The following is a 16509-nucleotide window of genomic DNA, read 5'->3' as shown; positions in this document are numbered from 1 at the left end:
AAGCGGGCTAGTTGGTGTCGGTCCTGTGCGGTCTTTGTCTATCGGGTTCCAGTCCTTGTGGCCCCTGGATGGCCCCTGAGCATCCTTCAGGGCCGCTCGGAGCCCGCGGCGGCCGACATCCGCTCAGCTCTGCGTAAAGTCGGCGCCATCGCGCAGCGGATCTCCCTTCCAACGCGCAGAGGCGCCGCCGCGGTACTCGGGGGCGGAGTCGACGCCGTCCAGGCACGCGGGCATGCGCATGTCCCAGGACCCGGCACAGGGCGCGCGAGTCCGTGGCGCTCAAAGGGCGTGTCGCAGGGCGGCCAGATCGCGAAACTGATCGACTCAGCCGCCGCTCTTTCGCCGGAACGACCGCTGGCTCGCAGCCGGGCCGTGCGCCCCACGGGCCTTCGACGCATCAACGTCCGCAGCAAGGCCGGCGGCGTCCACCTGTGCACCGCGCTTGCGCGCCAGGGCCTCCCGGAACTTGCGCTTGAGGTCGTACTGGCCGTCGCTGTCGGGCACCAGAGCGGACGTCTCGGGGGCAGCCGGCTCCGAACCTTCTGTGGATGCAGACTCTTCGGTCATGGTGACCTCCTGGGTTCGGGCAGTGGGAAGCACAGCTTGTCATGCCGAGCGCAGTGCGGGGCGTCGGCACCGTCATCATGGCTTCGGCTTCGGCGGGTATCCCCTCGCGACCGGGCACACCACGAGCGCGTTCAACTCGTAGGTGTACGCACGGGAGGGCCTCGAGCCGGGCTGGCTGTTCTCCATCGCGTGGACAGGAATATTCGGCTGTCAGGGCAGCGACTCTCAGCCGCCGCGACGCATCAGGGCCGCCTTGCGGGCCTCCGCGAGCTTGCGGGCCTCGACGACCCTTCGTGACTTGCCGCCGGCGCCGCGGGAGGTGTCCTTGCTCGTGCCCAGGCCGCGGAATGGAGCGTTGGTGTTCTTGGGCCTGGGTGCGGCGGGCCCGCCGTCGAGCGGGGTGCCGGATGGGGCCTTGGCCCCGGTGATCCGGCTCAGCTCCGCCTCGCCCGAGCGCACCTTGGTGATCGTCGGCTCGAAGCCGGCCTCGGCCATCAGCCGGCTCATCTCGCGGCGCTGGCCCGGCAGCACCAACGTGACGACGGTGCCGGACTCACCGGCTCGGGCGGTGCGACCGGCGCGGTGCACATAGTCCTTGGGGTCGGTGGGCGGGTCGACGTTGACCACGAGATCGAGGTCGTCGACGTGCAGCCCACGGGCCGCGACATTGGTCGCCACCAGGACGGTGATCTGGCCGTTCTTGAACTGCGCAAGGGTCCGTGTGCGCTGCGGCTGGGACTTGCCGCTGTGCAGGGCCGTGGCATGCACTCCGCTGGCCCGCAGATGCCGGGTGAGCTGGTCGACGGCGTGCTTGGTGTCCAGGAACAGCAGTACGCGGCCGTCGCGGGCGGCAATCTCCGTGGTGACGGCGTACCGGTCGGGGCCGTGGACGACCAGAACATGGTGGTCCATCGTCGCGACCGCGCCCGCGGAAGGATCGACCGAGTGAACGACGGGGGCGTGGAGGTAGCGGTGGACGAGGTGGTCGACGTCGCGGTCCAGAGTGGCCGAACAGCATCCGCTGGCCCTCGGGGTGCACCTGGTCGAGCACCTCGGTGACTTGCGGCAGGAAGCCCATGTCGCACATCTGGTCGGCCTCGTCGAGGACGGTGATCCGTACCCGTCCCAGGCGGCAGGCTCTGCGCTCGATGAGGTCATGCAGACGGCCGGGGGTGGCTACGACGACCTCGGCCCCGTCGCGCAGCGCAGCGGCCTGCCGGCCGAACGACATGCCGCCGACGACCGTGGCCATCCGCAGCCTGAGCGCGTCGGCGTACGGCGCGAGCGCGTCGGTGACCTGTTGGGCCAGTTCCCGGGTGGGTACCAGGATCAGGGCGAAGGGCTGCTTCGATTCCGCGCGCCGCCCAGCCGTCCGTGTGAGCAGCGGCAGGCCGAAGGCGAGCGTCTTGCCCGATCCGGTGCGCCCCCGCCCCAGGATGTCGCGTCCCGCAAGGGCGTTGGGCAGCGTGGCCGCTTGGATCGGGAAGGGCTCGCGCACACCGAGTTCGCCAAGGGTTCGCAGCACCTCAGCGGGCAGGTCCAGGCCGGCGAAGGAAGCGACCGGGGGCACCATTGGGGCAGTGGTAACGGGCAGGGAGAGCTCGCCGTTGGAGGTGCCGGGGCGGTCGGGGTGATTCATGAAGAGCCTTCCGTATGGGGAACGTACCGAGGAAGGCCCGGTAGGAATGAGCAGCGGACGCAGTAGGTGACAAGCTGACCGTCGTCCGTGTACAGCGTGTCGACGGGCATGGGGACGTCGATCGGCTCGCCCGCCTTGCTGCCGAGCCTGCTGCCGTGGAGGGTGATGGTGATGCTGTTCGCCTCGTACTCATCCCTGGCGCCGCCGGCGACAAGCAGAGCGGCGTACGCCTCCTCACCCGGAGTGATGGTCATGGGTTTCCCCGGGGCCGGGCTGCTGTCTTTGATCACAGGGGTCGGGGCCTGGGCATCACCGATCTTCACGTAGGGATAGTGGTAGACGTTGCAGTTCTTGTCGCCGGCGTTCTGGACGGTGATGAGGAGGTGCCTGGCGTCCTTGCTGTCCGCGGGCTCCTTCGTGGCGGAGACTGCGAGTTCGTCTGCGGTGCAGGCGGCGATGGTGCCACTGTGGCCGTTCCCGCCGCCGTTGTCGTCGCTTCCGCCGGTGTCGTCCGAACCGCCGCCCGGCTTCGCCGAAGCCGTCTCACCCGGCTTCGCCGAACTCGTCGCGCTCGGCCGGTCCGAGGGCTTGGCGTCGTCCGAGCCCTCCGCCGCGCCCGGCTCGCAAGCCGTGGACGCGAGCAGCGCGGCGGCGGCGGCCGCGGCCCCGAGGACGCCGGACTTCCAGCCCCGGGGCTCTTGTGGTCCTTGCGGGCAGCAGCATTGATGGTGTTCCCCCGTAGTCGGCCGTACGCGTCCACTCTCGACTCTCCATTGCGAGCAGAGTCTGTGCCGGCCATCGCCTTCAACGCGCGTGCCTCATAAGTCTGTTACCGGATTCCGCGAGCCTCGCCGGAGGCACTCGCCGATTCCCGGCAGCCTGACGGCGCACTATCCGGTATCGCAGTCCTGGGCCGTGATACAGCGGCAGAACTACCCGACGTACTGCGTAAAAACGCCCGGTGCGCAGTACCCGACGTGGATGCTGCCGTCGCCGGCCCGGACCAGTATGCATTCCTGGAGTTCCCAATAACGCAGGCTGGAGGCGAAGTTGTAGGGGCCTATCGGGACGGTCTTGCCGTAGCCGCGGGTGTTCCACACCTCTTCGTAGCGCACTCCCCCATCGGCATACACTGCCTTGATCTTGAATGCGGCACCTTTGTCGTCGTTGTCCCCGGTGTCCTTCAGCTGGCCATCGAGATTCCAACGACCGTCCGATCCCTTCCAGAAGGTGCCGTGCGCCCAGGCACCTCCGATATCCCCCGTGGTCGGCGTCAGGTCGTACCCGCTGACCGCGTGGGCTGAGCCTGCGAAGGAGATGATGAGTCCGGCGGCCGTGGCTGCGATCACCAGCTTGCTCCAAACGCCTTTGAGCGTGATGCCCTTGACCATGACAGTCCTCCTGGATGTTGGTGGTGTGACCGGCAACTGCTCCCCGCCTGCCGGGCGGACCAGATGGGTGGACGGCACGACCGGAGCTGAAGGCCCGATCCGCTGACCGATGAGCCTGTCCCACCCGGACGGGGTTGGAGCCCGCCCGAGGCGATGTTCCCTCGGTGCTTAGAAAGCTAGAGGAAAGGCCGTTTCCTCTCGCCCAACCATGGGTTGAACCGCGCCTGCAACCAGGGTGGTTGGCGATGTACCACCAGGGGGGTAGTTGGGGTTGAAACCGGGTGGAGCGATCGCTTCGGACCTAGGCTCGGACGATGTTCGCGCAGCACACGTTGAGCACGGCAGTCCGCAGGGCCTTCCCGCAGGTGGCGGACATCGTCTACGCGGTGACGTCGGTCGGCATCTCGAGCACCATGCTGCACAACTGGCCCAATCCTCAGGGCTACTGGCGGCACACCGACGCATGGGCGTACGCCCTGATCGCCTTGGTCTACCTCCCGCTGACCGTGCGCCGCCGGGCTCCCCTGACCGTGCTCGTCAGTACGGCGACCTGCACACTGTGCTATTTCACCCTGGGCTACTACCACGTGGTCGTTGTCTGCGGACTGGGCCTCGCGCTCTATACCGTCGCGGCGCTGTGCCCCCGCAGGGTCGCGGCGCAGTGCGCGGCCGGGTCGCTGCTCGTGCTGCTGTGGGGCACGCGGCTCGCCGAACCCGGGATCGGCCCGCTCAGCGTGGCCTTCGTTACCGTGATGGTCGCCGTCACGTGGGTGACCGGCGACCGCTCCCGCCGGCTCGCGGAGCGCGGCGAGCGGCTCGCTGTGCTCACCGAGCAACTACGCCTGGAGCAGGAGGAGAAGGCCCAGCGGGCCGTCATCGCCGAGCGCATGAAGATAGCCCGTGAACTGCACGACGTGATCGCCCACCACGTGTCCGTGATCTCCGTCCAGACTGGCCTGGCCGGATACGTCTTCACCTCCGATCCGAGAACGGCCCGCACGGCGCTGGACACCATCGCGGGCAGCGCCCACGAGGCGATGGCGGAAATGCGCCGCATGCTGGTCGTGCTCAGGGAAGGGACGGAGCGCGCCCAGGAAGGGGGCGCAGCGAGCGACTACAACTCGCACCCCGGACTCGGGCGGCTGGACCAGCTGGCCCAGCGCGTCACAGCCGCGGGAGTCCCCGTCGACATCCGGCTCACGGGCGCCCCGTTCACGCTGCCGCCAGGCGTCGACCTGTGTATCTACCGAGTCATCCAGGAAGCCCTCACCAACGTCATGAAGCACGCGCCGACAGCGAACGCGAGCGTCACGGTGCACTACGACGAAGCCGCGGTCCGCGTCAGCGTGACCGACGACGGACAGAAGCCAGTTCTGGCCGGCACCACCGCGGGGCCCACTGCCCATGGTTTGATCGGCATGCGCGAGCGGGCCGGTATCTACGGCGGGACGGTGACCGCCGGCCCCCGCCCGCAAGGCGGGTTCGAAGTCGCACTGACTGTTCCCGTGCCCCGCGACAGGTGAGGAAGGGTCTCGGCCACCCGCCGGGCAGCCGCGAGGAAGGCGGAAACCACGCATGCCTACAGTGCTCGTCGCAGACGACCAGTTCCTCATCCGTTCGGGACTCATCGCGCTACTGCGGGCCGCACCGGGAATCGAGGTCGTCGGGGAGGCGCAGGACGGCGAGGAGGCGATCGAGGTGGCCGCGCAGACCAGACCCGACGTCATCCTGATGGACATTCGGATGCCGGGTATCAGCGGGATCACCGCAACTGAGCGGATCCTCGCCCAGGCACCGGCCCCGCTCCCCAAGATCCTCGTACTGACAACCTTCGATCTCGACGAGTACGTCCACGGCGCCCTGAAGGTCGGCGCCTGCGGCTTCTTACTCAAGGACACCCCGCCGGACCGGCTGCTCGCCGCCATCGACACCGTGCACGCCGGCGACATGCTGTTCAGCGCCTCAGTGATCAAAGGGCTCATCGAGACCTACACCCCCCGCCGTGTTGTACCTGAGCCGCATTCCGGGCTGGACACGCTGACCCCCAGGGAGTTGGAGGTCCTCGGGCTGGTCGGGGCGGGCATGTCCAACTCCGACATCGCCCAGCGACTCGTGCTCAGCACAGCGACCATCAAGACCCACGTCCACCGCTGCATGAGCAAGCTCACGCTGAACAGCCGGGCCCAGGCGGTCGTCTTCGCGTACGAGACCGGACTGATCTCCCGCAGCCCCGCAACCTGGGGTACGGAGAACACCTGATCGAGCGTTTGGTCCGCGGATCAGCGTTCGGTTCCGGTCAGGTTCCGCACCAGTTCAGGGTGGCATCGCCGGTGAAGCGGCGGGCCGTGAAGTCGAGGGATGTCGAGCTGTTCTCCTGCGACGGTGAGTGCGTCGACGGGGAGCGGGCCTGTGGGCCGGAGGTGGAGGCGGCCGACGGGTACGTCGGGCTCCAGTCCGGTCAGTGCTGTCATGAGGGCGATGGCGGATGCCGCCGACCAGGCTTGTGGCCGACAGGCGGCCGGGTAGGGACGGGGGCGGGGGCGGGTGTGTCAGCGCGTGCGTCGCCGCTCCAGAGTTCCGGCAGTCGGTAGTCGAAGGCCGGTGCTGCGTCGAGGATGCCCTCGATGAGCCGGGCGGCGGCCTGGGGGTGTGCGGCGCGGGCGAGGATGGCGATGGCGGTGTCGTGCGGCCAGACGGTGCCACAGTGGTAGCGCAGCGGGCCGAAGCCCCCGGACTGGGACGACATCGTGCGCAGCCCGTAGGCGTCGGACATGTCGGGGGCGGCGAGCCGTGCGGCGACGGCGGCACTCTCGTCGGCGTTGAATAGCGGTTCTGCAGGTCCAGTGTCTCGAAGAACTCCGCCGCGGCCGGGTCGGCGGTCAGGGCCACCGTAGCGCGCAGCGCCCATAGGTGGGCGCGGCGGCGTCCAGGTAGCGGTCGTCTACAGCACCGCGGCGTTGAGGACGAGCCCGAGCGAGCCGAGCTGGTTCTCCTGACCCGTCCGGTACGCCTGCATGATCTGCCCGCGCTTGCCGTGGCAGATATCCCGGGCCAGCTTATGGCGGGACTCCTGGACGGTCAGTTGCCGGTTCATCTGCCGCCGGTCGTCGATCGGGTCAGCCGAGGACGTAGGTCTCATCTCCGAAGTCAGCGACGATCTTCAGCTTGCCGCCGAGCGCCTTGACGTAGGCAGCGAGGGTGTCGACCTCGCTGCGCTCCAGTTGGCCCTTCTCGATGCGTGAGACGCGGGCCTGGGTGACACCCATGGCTTCGGCGACCTGGACCTGCGTGGTGTGCTGCCGCTTCCGCAACTCGGCGAGGCGGTGGACACGGGAGGCCAGGACCATCGCCTGCGCCCCCTTCTGGATCTGATCCTTCTCGGCATCGGTGAAGGCGAAATCTTCGGCCAGGTCTCCCCAGGAGACGGCCTGCGGGTCCTTGAGGTGATCAGTCATCGTGCCCCGTCCTCTCCGTCGATTCGCTTCAGATGCTCCGCGTATGCCTGCTCCGCCTGGGGCACCGCAACTCGGTACCAGCTGGACCAGTTGCCCGCCTTGTCGCCGCCGACCAGGATCACGGCCTGGCGGTCCGGGTCGAACACAAACAGCAAGCGCACTTCTGTGGCCCCTGCCGAGCCGGGGCGGAGCTCCTTGAGGTTCGACAGCGCCGAGCCCTTGATCGTGTCCACCAGGGGCCGGCCCAGCGCGGGACCTTCCTCCTGAAGGGCAGTGACAGCCTGGCTCACCTGAATCAGGGTGTCGCGGTCAGTACGGCGCAGGCCGTGAAGCCACGAAAGAGCTGGCTCGACCACGACAATCTTCCAAGCCACGCAAGCGTCCCCCACCTGCAGTTTATTACACTGACAGCATACACCACTGACGTCATAATGGGAGGGCCTGCGGTTCTCGCAGTCACCTCCGTGCTCCACGACACGCCTGCTACCAGCACGGTCAGAGCGGCTGGCGGGTTCGGCCAACGTGCGGGGACGCGTACAGGCGCTGCAGTCGGCGTACGCACAGTGGGAGTGAGCCGGCGTGGGGTCTGGCTGGTCCTCCCGGGGAAGCAGACGCCGACGGCAATCCGCAGCCCGATCAGCTGAACGAGGCCCGCTGCGACCACGACAGCCTGCCCACCGAAATCGTGAGGCACCGCCCGAGGTGGTCGAGCGACTCCCTCGGGGTCGTTTCCTCTTGGGACCGTTTCCGGACAGTCCGAAACGCTCGCCAGCGCCACGATCACCGAGCGGGCGTCGAGCGAAGAGAAGTGCCCCGGCTTGTGGTACGACACGGCTCGGGATCCCACACACGCGACACATCCACGCCGTCCTGGCCCCTGTGTGGCCCCTGGATCTCGGTTTTCGATCCCGAGCGCAGCTGGCCCTCCGGCCGACAGCAATCTCGATCACCTGCTCCGCAGCAGGTGAGAGGCGGCAACGTACTCCCGAACGGCGCACGCCCTCATGAGGAACCGAACTCGCGAGCAGCGGATTCAGTCCGCTGAAGCAAAGTTGACGATCCAACACCTCACGAGGAACGTTTCCGCAGGTCAGAGGCCTACGCTGGTGGGGCGGGTGGGACTCGAACCCACGGCCGACGGATTATGAGTCGGCTGCCGCCGCATTGCGTTCTTTGCCGGAGCTCGCCGATCTTTGTCGGTCAGAGCCGGATTATGCAGGTCACAGCCCTGCCCGACAGCCTACCCCCGCCGAACGCCTATCGGATTTTGTCGGGCTTCGCCGACGACTTACAGGACTTCCGGCCGAGCAATGGCCGAGCAGAAAGGCCCCGCCACCTGCGGCGACGAGGCCCCTAGTTGCGCTCGGGAGTGGAGCCGATCATCCCTGTCGTTGCTCCGAAAGCTGCTGTCGTTCCTGTTGCAGGGCCGCTCGGGCCTGGGACAGTGCCACCGCCTTGGCCTGAAGCTGCTCAACGGACGGCGTGCCGTTCACACCCAGTTCGGCTCGTAGCGCCTCCCGGAGCAGATAAACCGCATCGGAGAGAGGCCCCGCGAACCACCGCTTCGCCTGGATGAGCTGCGGGTCTGCACGGGGGAGAGGCTCCGCTCCGGAGCCGTCCAGCGGCAGGTGCCGGACCAGGTGGTAGCCGGCGCCCAGGCACTGGTTGACTTCGCTGGCCACGTCAAGGGCAGTTGCGCCAAGGACCATCTGGGCTTGCGCGTATTGGTCGTAGTACGTCTGGCGTGTGGCATCAAGGGCGTCCGCGACCACTGTCTCCCCGCGCCTGAGGGCAAGCACCATGTCTCTGCCCGCAGTGCGATAGGCACGGGCGGTCGCATTAAGAGCAGCATAGAGTTCGCGCTTGGCCTGGACTGCCCGGTCCTCCCGGTCCTCCAGTCGCTCGAGCGCCGCACGCCGATTCTGTTCGGCGACCTCCACTCGGCGAGCGCGCTGAGCAAGCACTGTCGCGCCCAACGTGCCGCCGACTCCAGCAACCGCCACAGCGAGGGAAGTCCAATCCGGTCCCGACAGCATCCGTCTCCCCCTACCCCTCCCCAACGCCCCATGAGCGCCAGGTCGCAGGCTATCGCGACCAGTGGCGGAGGCAGGGCGCTACGCACGGATGCGCGGCCGGGAAGGCTACTCCCCCGCAGGGCCCGCGTCACCGCGCCGAGCTCGCGGCACGAGGGAGGCTGCCTTCTCCGCGATCTCCTGGTCCACCTCCTTGAGTAGAGACGTGTATGTGTCCGACGCGAGCTGGATCCCCGAGTGCCGCAACGTCTCTTTGATGGCGTGCAGGTCACCGCCACCCGCGTGAATGAGCGTCGCCGCGCAGTGCCGCAAATCGCGGAGGTTGATCGGCGGGAGGTCCGCGCGCTGGCAGATACGGCGGAACTCGTCCGACACCTTCTCCGGGTGGAGCCACGTGCCGTCAGGCTCGACGAACACCTTCCGCGAGTCCGTCCAGTCCTGCGTGTCCTTCCCCGCGGCCCGGTCCTTGGCAGCCTTCTCGTTCCACGCGTCGCGCTCCGCGAGCTGTCGCACGCGGTGCTCACGCAGAACGGCGACGTTCACGGAGTCCAATGCGATCGTGGCCGCCGAGCCGTCGGTCTTCGGGTCGTCCTCGAACACCTCCCAGTTGTCGACGATGATCTCCTTGGCGATCGCGATCGCCTTCCGGTCGAGGTCGACGTTCACCCAGTCCTGCCCGACGCCCTCGCCCCGGCGCAGCCCACGGAAGGCGATCAGGTGGAAGAACGCGTACAGGCGCGATGTCTCGGCCTCGTCCAGGAACGCGCCGATCTGCGTCGGCGTCCACACCATGACGGCACTCGGCTTCTCGCCGGTCTTGCGCCAGTGCTCAACGTGCTGTTCTGCCCACAGCACAGCCTTCGGACGCTTGCCCGAGTCGAGCTCCACCCACTGCGCCGGATTGAACGTGATGAGCTGACGCCGGATCGCCCCGTTCAGCGCGCCCCGGAGCGTCGCCCGGATGCGCTGCTTCGTGGCCGCCCCCGTGATGAGCCCGTAAGGCGGCATCGCTGCCAGCTTCTCGCGCTCGGCCGCCAGACGCTCGGAGACCTCCCGCGCCGGCCGGCCCCCTTTGGTCCCCGGCCTCCATCTGCACCGCGCCTCTTGTTCCTTACGCGCCGCGTTCTGAGCGGCGACGGCCTCGTTCTGCTCGTCGATCGCGTCGAAGAACTCCTGCACATGGGCGACGCTCAGCCGGTCCAGGCGATAGCGCCCGAGCCCCGGCTTGAGGTGCACGCGGATGTGGGACCGGTAGCCGTTGGTCGTCCGCCGCTTCGTCTTCTTCGACTCGATCCACGTGTCGAGCCACTCCCCGACGGTCATGGCGTTGTCGAGCGGCACGCCGCCGCCCAGACGCCGCTGCACCTCGGTGAGCTCGGGGATGGGTTTGCGCTCCGCCATGACGGTCATGAGGAGGTCCCCAATCCGGCGGGCGGCGTCCTCGTCGTCACCGGCCAGGTCGAGGAGGGCGCGGATGCGGTCGAGGGCTGCTTCCGCCTCCTTCACTCCGCCGTAGCCCGACCGCCGGAACCTACGGCGCGTCGGCTTCTCACCGGGGGGCAGCTCTTGATGGATCTCGTAGTTCCCGTGGTTCCGCTTCGAGAGCTGCGGGCACTTCGTCCCGAGCCGTTTGCCATCCGTGCCGCGGCATTCGCAGCGTTTCGCTATGCCGCCTGCACGCCGCGTTGCGGGCATGCGCGTCCTCCGCCATCAGTGCGCACTACGCACGCACTTCGTTGATGATTCGCCACAGGAAGCTACGCCACCTGTCATTCCTTATCAACCTGTGCCACACTGTGCGCAGTAGCGCGCAGCAATGCGCAGCAGACGGAACCATGTACGGGAGTGACGCGACCATGACCCGCGAGGCGAGCACAGACCCCCAGGGGCTCACCGTCAGCGACCTGCTCAACCTGCCGCCGGTGACCGACATCGTGACGGCCGGGAAGGCGTTCGGGATGGGCAGCACGAAGGCCTACCAGCTCGCGAAGTCCGACCAGTTCCCGTGCAAGGTCGTCAGGGTCGGCGGCTCTTACCGCGTCGTCACCGCGGACATGCTCCGCGTCCTCTGCGTCCCGGAGAACGCCGAGGACGCTGCGGCGGCCTGACCTCCGCCTGGTAGACCACTCTCCATCCCCCCATCAGCGGGTCCGGCCTCCCTCTCCCCCTCCGGAGGCCGGACCCGCTGCCATGTGCCCGACGCGTTCGAAGGGCTCACTGGCCAAGTGCCGCCTCCCGCGCGGCGCGTGACCAGATGGCCTGCTGCCGGGCGTTGAAGCCCATGCGGTTCCAGTGGAAGAGGACGTGCCGGGCCAGAACGCTCCGTAGACCGAGCCCAAGGTGCCCGTCCCTCGCGGCGGTCACGAGAGCATGGCCGCCCCGCTCCATGCCTGCCACCCAGGTGCGCAGCGGCGCGAGCGGCCCGTCGGCGAGTGCTGGACCAGCATCGCGCAGGAGCATCTGCCGCATCGAGTCGGCCAGGCCGCTGACCTTGTCGGCTGGTACGTCCTCGGGCAGCGGCCGTCTGGACTCGACCTGCCCCCACACGTCGCCCTGTTCGCCCCATTCCAGCCCGGCGGCTCGCAGGAACAGGGTGGTGACGAGCAGCGAGGTCGCCTTGGCGTCAAGCAGCGCTGCACTGCCTCTGGTGGCGTGCTGCTGATAGTCGAGCACGCCAACGCTGTCAGCGTGGAACACAGAGTGCGCGATCGTCATACCGGTCGGGCCTCCGAATGCCAGCGTCTCCGGCTCGTACAGGGATGGCCGCCAGTCCTTCACCACGCCCCAGGACACAGCACTGTCGAGAGCCTCGGTGACGTGCGCGATGGCGTCCTCGACCGGCGTGTCCGGGCCGGGTTGGACGCGCAGGCGCCAGCAGGGGTGCTTGCGCAGGAACCACCACTGTCCGATGGGCTCCCCACGCATGGAGGGCAGGAGGTAGGCGCGGAAGGCCGGTTCCGCGGTGGGGTAGTCGGCGAACTCGATATACACCTGGTGCCAGTCCGTGGAGCTGACGTCGAGTGCCGCCCTGCCAGCGGCTCGATACCGCTCAACTGCATCGGCCAACCGGCCGGGGGACGTCCGTGCATGGCTGGCCGCCTCCTCGATCAGCTGTCCTCCGAGAACTGAGAGGACTGCGTCCTCCACCGGGCTGGCGTCGTATGGATCCACCATGTTGTGTCCTCAGCTCAGGAGCAGACAGGCGTCCCAGTCGATGACTGGCTCGGCTCCTGCCTCGGTGCCCTCGAAGGCCAGGGATGCCCCGGCTGCGCCTACGAGGAAGCCGGATTCATCAGGGGGATCGACTGCGAGGAAGCGCTGACGGAGCGCGGGCAGCCTGTCGGTGAACACGTACGGGTTCTCTGCGTCCTCTGCCACCCGCTGCACCGTGCGCAGGAGCCCGCCAACGCCGTGGCACAGGCCGCGGTTCGTGAGCTGGTCGAGTTGGGTCAGATCGTCCAGGCAGTACAGCAGAGCGCGCTCGGCCATCCGTCGGCGGTCCTCGTCGCCCAGGGCTATGGCGGCGAGCTGCTGGGCGCGGGCCAGGCCGGGAGTGCCGTAGCACCAGGACGGCGTGGAAGGGAGAGCTGGCGCCGGGCCCGTCTCGCTGATCCAACGCGGCCAGCGGGTGCCCCGGTGATCGTTCTGACGAATCCGGTCGAGCCAGCGGCAGATCCGGGTCATGGCGGCGTCGTGGCCGGCGACTGTGATGCCCCGCCGTTTGGACAGGGCGAGGAGGGCGAGTGGGCCGGTAATGCCATGGGCGAGGCCCGCGTTGGCGTGGCCGCCCGGCGTGGCGGCCTTGTCGCTGGCAGGGGCATGGTCGACCCACCATCCCGGCAACGGGCCTTTCGGCCCGGTGATCGGCTGGGCGAGTCGGACCAGATACTCCAGCAGGCGCTTCAGCTCGTCGCCGTTCGGCTGGCAGCGCAGCAGGAGGGCGCCCAGGCCGGTCAGTCCACGGAACAGGTCGTACTCGGCGAAGGTGGCGCAGCGGCCTTGGTCGATTCGCGCGTGGGCGGCGTCCAGGCGGCGGCGGGTGTGCGCGGCCACGATGCCGTCCAGGGAGTGTCGGGCTCCGGCATACCGGTCGCTGTCGGCGGCGGCCATGTGCAGGACGTAGGCCATCGCGGGTGCGCCGAGGAACAGGCTGGCGTCGTCTCCGTCGATCAAGGGGTCGATCCTGGCGAGTTGCTGGTGGACGGCTTCCCATGAAGTGAGGCCGTAGTGGGCGCGTTCGATCTGGCGCAGGGCGATCCCGAGGGCGCCGTGTGCGAGGGACTGTCGGGTGGTGACGATCGGGTCTGTGATGGGAGGGGCGGTGGTCACCGCTTGGCTCCTTCGGTACGGATGGTCCAGGACAGTGCGACGGCACGGGCGAGGCGGCGGCAGGTCGCTTCGGCGGCGGGGTCAATACCGGCCGCGCGGTTGTGGTGCATGTGCAGCAGGGACGGCAGCACTGCAGCCGGATCAGTGCCGGCTGCTTTGAGCTCGTGGCGGTAGTCGGACAGGGCGCTGCGCCGCAGTGCCCACACTGCGGCCACGTGATCACCGCGCGGGAGTTCCCGGAGGGCGTGGTGGTGGGGGTCCGCGTCAGCGAGCCGTACGGTCATGGCCTGCACGTCGCGCGGGGAGGCGTCGCCCTCATCTTTCAGGAAGTTGTCCGTCAGCCACGCCCAGCCGGCCGCCGGAGATCCGAGGAAGCCGGTGGCAATGTCCACGATGCTGGCCGCGGTGAGGGCCGGACGGCGGCTGTCCGGGAGCGGGACGACCAGCTGTGCGAGAGCGGCGGCGGAGTCGGCAGCGAAGAGCCGCTCAGCGGCCTCCAGGGTGGGCCCGGAGCCGTAGCGCCCGGTCTCCGGGTCGTCGGTGTCCCACTGCACCCGCTGGATCAGGCCCTCACTGCGGAGCTCGGCTGCCCAGGCGGCGACGCGTGAGGCGGCGTCGCCGAAGGCGTCCGGGGTCGCCAGGCGCATGCGCAGCCGCAGGTGGCTGTCGGGGTCGGCGTAGCGGACGAACCACCAGTCCGGCCCCTCGGCTCCCCAGTCGATCAGCAACCGGGGCAGGTGGGTGGTCAAGACTTCCGTCGTGCGGTCGGCGTTGCCGTACACCTTCAGGTACACGCACGCGGAAGCGCCCGGCAGGCGACCCGAGTTCCGGCCCACGACGGCCGCCGGGCGGAAGCTCGGAGCGGGGACCACGGGCTGGTCGGAGACGAACGGCACGGTGACCTCGTGAGCGCGCCCCAGCCAACCGAACTCGCTCTCGGGAGGCGCCTCGTGCAGCACGACGGTTCCGTGGCGGTTCAACTCCATCCGAAGGAGCTGCTGGTGGGCGGGGACGTCCAGGTCCAAGCGCAGCCGCTGGTCGTCGCTGCCGACGTACACGGTGCGGGGCACGCCGTAGCGGACCCGCCAGTCGGTGAAGTGAAACACCCAGCTGCCGTCACGCAAGTCGCGCGCGCGGAGCCGCCAGCAGGCTGCGGACAGGATGGTGCGGCCTACGCGCACTTCGGGAAGGAAGGGCAGCCGTTCCGCAGCGCCCCAGGCGAAGGGGAGCAGGACGGCTGTGTGTGAGCGGTGCAGTTCGCACACGAAGCGGACGAGCGGGTGAGTGGCGCTACTGAGCTCGACCGCGTTCATGACCGACGGCTCGACGACCTGGCCTGTGCTCAGCGACACCAGGTAGAGGCGTTGGGAGTCGGCGACAACGCCGAGTTCATCCAGGTCGAGCGTGGCTCCGGGGTTGTTCTCCCCCACGGCCAGGACGTTCGCCACGACAGCCGGGGCCCGGCCGACGTTACGGGTCCGGAGGCGCAGCGGCGGGCTGGAGACCTGACCGCGATCAGCGCCCATGGTGAGCGTCGGCAGGCGAGCGTATACAGCGGTCATCCGGTCCCGGTCGGACTGCTCCAGCATCGTCAGGAAGCGGCCCGTGGTGGTGCCGGCCGCCAGCGACAGACCGGCTGTGGTCAAGGTGAACCGGCCCTCGTTCAGGTCCTTGAGGGTGTGCGCCAACACGGTGAAACACAGCTCGACGTGCGCAGGGACCTGGGTGGGTTTGTTGAGGGACAGGGCTTCCAGGTCCTCCTCAGTGAGGACGATCTCGCGCTGGTCGTTGAGGGCGGCGCCCTGGGCGAGGGCGAGTAGATGTTCGTCGCGGAGGCTCGTGCCCAGCACCGGGCGCTTGAGGACGGTGCCGCGGTAGCTGACGGGAAAGCCGAGCCCCGTGTCCGGGTCCGTGAGATCGCGCAGGGGGACGACGGCGCCCATGCTGTAGCGCTCGAGGAACCGCGCCCGGTAGTCCTGCCACGCCGGGGAGCCGTTCGGGAATGGCGTGATGCGAGCCATGGCGTCCAGGGCGCGCGCGGCCTCCCGGGCCACTGCCTCCGGCAGCCTGATGTCGCAGTCCGGGCGCAGATTGACCACCAGACTGCGTTCCGTGACGCCCGTGACGGCGTTCATGCGCGCAGTGGCCTCGGCGCGGAGAGACCGCTGCCCTTGCTGTGGAGCGTCGTCGTGGAGGAGGAGAAGGCTGTGGATCTGCCGCAGATCCTCGGCCGTCGCGGAGGCGACGCCCGCGGTGTCGAGCTGGGCAATCAGATGTCCGAGTGGGTCGTCGCACGTCATGGGGGCCGGGAGGCTGGTCAGCAGCACGCGGTGAGCGACGAGGCTGCGCAGCGTGGCGTCGATCACGGTGGGCGGGGTGTCCGGGTAGTCGCTGTGCAGCTTGGCCGCAATGTCGCCGACCGTGATCGGGGTTCGGGCGATGGCGAGTACCGTCTCGACTGCCGGGGTGCGCCGTAGCGTCGTTTCGGTGGGCCCGTCCCTCCCCGGCTGATGTTGCACGCTGACCCGGGCGCCTCGCACGGTGCAGGTGGGATCGGCCACGACGAGCACTTGGCCCAGCACGTCCGGGTCGCGCTCGAGGGCGGTGACGACGTCGTTGAGCCATACCGCGTCAGCCTGCGCGAAGGCCCGGTGGTCAGTCCCCCAGTGCACCCGGGCACTGCTGTCGAAGCGCACGGGGGCGGGCCCGGCGAACAGGCCGAACGGCGTGGCGCGGTACTGCATTCGCAGTAAGTAGCGGGCCAGGGAGACGGCGGTGCGCTGGAGGGTCCGCGGTCGCTGGCGTTCGCCGCTGAGCACCTTTTGGACGGAGTCGGCGAGGAGGGGAGCGGCAAACTCGATCGCTGCGGCCCTGGTGTCGTCGGCCCAGACCTGGGTGATCCACTCTCGCCATTGGTCAGTGTCGGTGCTGCTGCCGCCGACCAGAGACGGCCAGGGAGGTAGCGGTGCCGCCAGCGGGAACACCGATGCCCTGATCATGCTCGCGTCAACTGCGTGATACATGGCCACGCCTCCTTCGTGGTCGGGGTGGTGTGGGGCCGGGCCGACATCAGGCGCTCGGCCCGGCCCCGCACC

Annotated in this window: 15 protein-coding genes and 2 pseudogenes; 4 read left to right on the top strand and 13 right to left on the bottom strand. The window is 68.8% G+C overall.

Annotated features, from left to right (window positions below; all coding sequences use genetic code 11):
- Positions 1–324: 324 nt before the first annotated feature.
- The 3 genes and pseudogenes from ABZ464_RS24150 to ABZ464_RS24140 form a co-directional block, all read right to left on the bottom strand.
- Entirely contained in the window at positions 325–567 is a 243-nt protein-coding gene (locus tag ABZ464_RS24150) for a DUF5302 domain-containing protein (protein ID WP_359279701.1), read from the bottom strand.
- Between the two features lie 225 nt (positions 568–792).
- Positions 793–2206, bottom strand: a pseudogene (locus ABZ464_RS24145) (DEAD/DEAH box helicase).
- Positions 2203–2664 (bottom strand): DUF4232 domain-containing protein, encoded by a 462-nt coding sequence (locus ABZ464_RS24140; protein ID WP_359279751.1) that lies wholly within the window; start codon positions 2662–2664, stop codon positions 2203–2205. Before ABZ464_RS24140 ends, ABZ464_RS24145 begins: the two are co-directional and overlap by 4 nt.
- 46 nt (positions 2665–2710) lie before the next feature.
- Here ABZ464_RS24140 and ABZ464_RS24135 point away from each other — a divergent pair, with 46 nt between their 5' ends.
- The gene (locus tag ABZ464_RS24135) at positions 2711–2932 is read left to right on the top strand and encodes a hypothetical protein (RefSeq protein ID WP_359279700.1); all 222 of its coding nucleotides are present in this window, start codon (positions 2711–2713) and stop codon (positions 2930–2932) included.
- 206 nt (positions 2933–3138) lie between these two features.
- On the opposite strand, the gene ABZ464_RS24130 is transcribed toward ABZ464_RS24135, so the two are convergent.
- Positions 3139–3597 carry a hypothetical protein gene (locus tag ABZ464_RS24130; protein WP_359279699.1) on the bottom strand — a complete coding sequence of 153 codons (459 nt, stop codon included), beginning with the start codon at positions 3595–3597 and terminating at the stop codon, positions 3139–3141.
- A 314-nt stretch (positions 3598–3911) separates the two neighbouring features.
- Here ABZ464_RS24130 and ABZ464_RS24125 point away from each other — a divergent pair, with 314 nt between their 5' ends.
- Positions 3912–5120, top strand: a complete 1209-nt coding sequence (locus tag ABZ464_RS24125) for a sensor histidine kinase (protein WP_359279698.1) — start codon at positions 3912–3914, stop codon at positions 5118–5120.
- Between the two features lie 52 nt (positions 5121–5172).
- A complete protein-coding gene (locus ABZ464_RS24120) occupies positions 5173–5856 on the top strand; it encodes a response regulator transcription factor (protein WP_359279697.1) in 684 nt (227 codons plus the stop codon).
- Between the two features lie 208 nt (positions 5857–6064).
- Here the strand turns inward: ABZ464_RS24120 and ABZ464_RS24115 are convergent, their stop codons facing one another.
- The 6 genes and pseudogenes from ABZ464_RS24115 to ABZ464_RS24090 form a co-directional block, all read right to left on the bottom strand.
- The gene (locus tag ABZ464_RS24115; RefSeq protein ID WP_359279696.1) at positions 6065–6370 is read right to left on the bottom strand and encodes a hypothetical protein; all 306 of its coding nucleotides are present in this window, start codon (positions 6368–6370) and stop codon (positions 6065–6067) included.
- A 171-nt stretch (positions 6371–6541) separates the two neighbouring features.
- Positions 6542–6715, bottom strand: a pseudogene (locus ABZ464_RS24110) (Tn3 family transposase); the annotation flags it as partial.
- Complete coding sequence (locus tag ABZ464_RS24105) at positions 6714–7052, bottom strand: XRE family transcriptional regulator (protein WP_079662454.1); 339 nt, start codon at positions 7050–7052, stop codon at positions 6714–6716. The gene ABZ464_RS24105 and the pseudogene ABZ464_RS24110, both read right to left, overlap by 2 nt.
- On the bottom strand, positions 7049–7426 hold the full coding sequence (locus tag ABZ464_RS24100; protein WP_359279695.1) for a type II toxin-antitoxin system RelE/ParE family toxin: 378 nt from the start codon (positions 7424–7426) through the stop codon (positions 7049–7051). The genes ABZ464_RS24105 and ABZ464_RS24100 overlap by 4 nt, the downstream gene beginning before the upstream one ends.
- A 1005-nt stretch (positions 7427–8431) precedes the next feature.
- Positions 8432–8992, bottom strand: a complete 561-nt coding sequence (locus tag ABZ464_RS24095) for a hypothetical protein (RefSeq protein ID WP_359279694.1) — start codon at positions 8990–8992, stop codon at positions 8432–8434.
- Between the two features lie 201 nt (positions 8993–9193).
- Entirely contained in the window at positions 9194–10780 is a 1587-nt protein-coding gene (locus ABZ464_RS24090) for a site-specific integrase (protein ID WP_359279693.1), read from the bottom strand.
- 161 nt (positions 10781–10941) lie between these two features.
- On the opposite strand from ABZ464_RS24090, the gene ABZ464_RS24085 reads away from it, so the two are divergent.
- On the top strand, positions 10942–11193 hold the full coding sequence (locus tag ABZ464_RS24085; RefSeq protein ID WP_359279692.1) for a DNA-binding protein: 252 nt from the start codon (positions 10942–10944) through the stop codon (positions 11191–11193).
- A 106-nt stretch (positions 11194–11299) separates the two neighbouring features.
- On the opposite strand, the gene ABZ464_RS24080 is transcribed toward ABZ464_RS24085, so the two are convergent.
- From ABZ464_RS24080 to ABZ464_RS24070, 3 genes are read right to left on the bottom strand one after another with little or no spacing between them, the layout of a single operon-like run.
- On the bottom strand, positions 11300–12259 hold the full coding sequence (locus ABZ464_RS24080; protein ID WP_359279691.1) for a thiopeptide-type bacteriocin biosynthesis protein: 960 nt from the start codon (positions 12257–12259) through the stop codon (positions 11300–11302).
- Between the two features lie 9 nt (positions 12260–12268).
- On the bottom strand, positions 12269–13414 hold the full coding sequence (locus ABZ464_RS24075) for a lanthionine synthetase C family protein (RefSeq protein ID WP_359279690.1): 1146 nt from the start codon (positions 13412–13414) through the stop codon (positions 12269–12271).
- Complete coding sequence (locus tag ABZ464_RS24070) at positions 13411–16437, bottom strand: lantibiotic dehydratase (protein WP_359279689.1); 3027 nt, start codon at positions 16435–16437, stop codon at positions 13411–13413. The genes ABZ464_RS24075 and ABZ464_RS24070 overlap by 4 nt, the downstream gene beginning before the upstream one ends.
- Between the last annotated feature and the right edge of the window lie 72 nt (positions 16438–16509).

Origin of the sequence: Streptomyces sp. NPDC005820 (assembly GCF_040630255.1) — a bacterium.
Classification (GTDB): domain Bacteria; phylum Actinomycetota; class Actinomycetes; order Streptomycetales; family Streptomycetaceae; genus Streptomyces.
The sequence above is the reverse complement of the archived record's forward strand: the minus strand, read 5'-3'. Positions and strand labels throughout refer to the sequence as shown.